The organism is Clostridium sp. MCC353, assembly GCF_018785315.1.
Classification (GTDB): Bacteria; Bacillota; Clostridia; order Lachnospirales; family Lachnospiraceae; genus CHH4-2.
Genome location: NZ_WQPN01000082.1, coordinates 1 through 3,004 on the forward strand (window position 1 = coordinate 1; position 3,004 = coordinate 3,004).

Annotated in this window: 1 rRNA gene; it reads right to left on the reverse strand. The window is 51.5% G+C overall.

Features of this window, described 5'->3' with window-relative positions:
• A 23S ribosomal RNA gene (locus GPL15_RS15370) occupies positions 1-2,852 on the reverse strand; the annotation flags it as partial.
• Positions 2,853-3,004: the final 152 nt, after the last annotated feature.

Below are 3,004 nucleotides of genomic sequence, written 5' to 3' on the forward strand. Positions count from 1 at the left end.
CACATGTTGCCATGCTTCCACCTCTGCCCTATCTACCTCGTCGTCTTCAAGGGGTCTTACTACTTGCGTATGAGATATCTCATCTTGAGGGGGGCTTCACGCTTAGATGCCTTCAGCGTTTATCCCTTCCCGACTTGGCTACTCTGCCATAGGGTTGATCCCTAACAGATACACCAGCGGTCAGTCCATCCCGGTCCTCTCGTACTAAGGACAGCTCCTCTCAAATATCTTACGCCCACGCCGGATAGGGACCGAACTGTCTCACGACGTTCTGAACCCAGCTCGCGTACCGCTTTAATGGGCGAACAGCCCAACCCTTGGGACCTACTTCAGCCCCAGGATGCGATGAGCCGACATCGAGGTGCCAAACCACTCCGTCGATGTGAACTCTTGGGAGTGATAAGCCTGTTATCCCCAGGGTAGCTTTTATCCGTTGAGCGATGGCAATCCCACTTTATACCACCGGATCACTAAGTCCTACTTTCGTACCTGCTCGACCCGTCAGTCTCGCAGTCAAGCTCCCTTATGCCTTTGCACTCTTCGAATGGTTTCCAACCATTCTGAGGGAACCTTTGAGCGCCTCCGATACTCTTTCGGAGGCGACCGCCCCAGTCAAACTCCCCGCCTGACATTGTCCCCCAGCCGGGTCACGGCTGCAGGTTAGAAACCCAGTCACACAAGGGTGGTATCCCAACAGCGGCTCCGTGAAGACTGGCGTCCTCACTTCATTGCCTCCCACCTATCCTGTACATGCATAACCGAATCCCAGTATCAAGCTGGAGTAAAGCTCCATGGGGTCTTTCCGTCCTGGCGCAGGTAACCAGCATCTTCACTGGTACTTCAATTTCACCGGGTGCATTGTCGAGACAGCGCTCAAATCATTACGCCTTTCGTGCGGGTCGGAACTTACCCGACAAGGAATTTCGCTACCTTAGGACCGTTATAGTTACGGCCGCCGTTTACTGGGGCTTAAATTCAAAGCTTCGCTTGCGCTAACCTCTCCTCTTAACCTTCCAGCACCGGGCAGGCGTCAGCCCATATACCTCACCTTTCGGTTTTGCATAGACCTGTGTTTTTGCTAAACAGTTGCTTGAGCCTATTCTCTGCGGCCCACTTTCATGGGCACCCTTTATCCCGAAGTTACAGGGTCATTTTGCCGAGTTCCTTAACAATGCTTCTCCCGCCGGCCTTAGGATTCTCTCCTCATCCACCTGTGTCGGTTTACGGTACGGGCACGTATTACACAATAGCGGCTTTTCTTGACAGCCCCTACGCCAACTTCCCTACTTTAGTTCGGTACGCATCACACCTTCCCGTTGCATGGCGGTTTTTCCAGCCATGCCGGTCCAATGCTTGCCCCGGTCTTTTCATTCCCGGGTTTGGCTTCGGTTCTGTGTCCCCACAGTTCTGATAATACGCGGTACAGGAATTTCCACCTGTTGTCCATCGGCTACGTCTTTCGACCTCGCCTTAGGCCCCGACTTACCCAGAGCAGATCAGCTTTACTCTGGAAACCTTAGATATTCGGCCTGGAGGATTCCCACCTCCATCTCGCTACTCATTCCGGCATTCTCTCTTCTTAACGCTCCACAGCTCCTTCCGGTACTGCTTCGGCGCATTAAGAATGCTCCTCTACCAATTGTCTTACGACAATTCCTAAGCTTCGGTGTTGTGTTTCAGCCCCGGACATTTTCGGCGCAGGACCTCTCGACTAGTGAGCTATTACGCACTCTTTGAATGAATGGCTGCTTCTGAGCCAACATCCTAGTTGTCTTTGAAATCCCACATCCTTTTCCACTTAACACACACTTTGGGACCTTAGCTGTAGGTCTGGGCTCTTTCCCTTTTGACTGCCCAACTTATCTCGTGCAGTCTGACTCCCGTACATCATCTTTGCGGCATTCGGAGTTTGATATCCCTTGGTAAGCTTTGACGCCCCCTTAGGAATTCAGTGCTCTACCTCCGCCAGACTAATACGAGGCTAGCCCTAAAGCTATTTCGAGGAGAACCAGCTATCTCCGGGTTCGATTGGAATTTCTCCCCTATCCACACCTCATCGCCACCCTTTTCAACGGATGTGCGTTCGGTCCTCCACCGCCTTTTACGGCAGCTTCAACCTGGACATGGATAGATCACCCGGTTTCGGGTCTGCTCTTACTGACTATGGCCCTGTTAAGACTTGATTTCTCTTCGGCTCCGCACCTGTAGTGCTTAACCTTGCCAGTAAAAGCAACTCGCCGGACCGTTCTACAAAAAGTACGCGGTTGTACCTATAATGTACTTCCACAGTTTGTAAACACAGGGTTTCAGGTTCTTTTTCACTCCCCTCCCGGGGTTCTTTTCACCTTTCCTTCACAGTACTATGCGCTATCGGTCACTAAGGAGTATTTAGCCTTGGGGGGTGGTCCCCCCGACTTCCCGCAAGGTTTCTCGTGTCTCGCGGTACTTTGGATCCCTCTCGCTGCCTATTGTTTTCCCATACCGGGCTTTCACCTTCTCTGGCCGGTCTTTCCAGGACCGTTCTGGTAACAAATCAGCTCACTTACTGAGGTCCGTAACCCCGGAACGCACGCGCTCCGGTTTAGGCTCCTTCCATTTCGCTCGCCGCTACTTTGGAAATCGAGTTTTCTTTCTTTTCCTCCGGGTACTTAGATGTTTCAGTTCCCCGGGTTCCCGGCGTATGGCTATGGATTCACCATACGTCGCTTGAGGTTTGCTCAAGCAGGTTTCCCCATTCAGAAATCTCCGGATCAAAGGGTATTTGCCCCTCCCCGAAGCTTATCGCAGCTTATCACGTCTTTCATCGGCTCTTAGTGCCAAGGCATCCACCCTGCGCTCTTTTTAGCTTAACCAGTTTGACGTTCGCCTGCGGGTGCGGGCTAATAGTCTAAGATTCATAGCGTTGAATCTCTGGTCTTAGGTTTGTTTGTTATGTTTCCATAACGAGTTGTTTGGAATCTATTATCTCTAATAAATTCACCTCGGATGTCTTGAATTGTTCCGT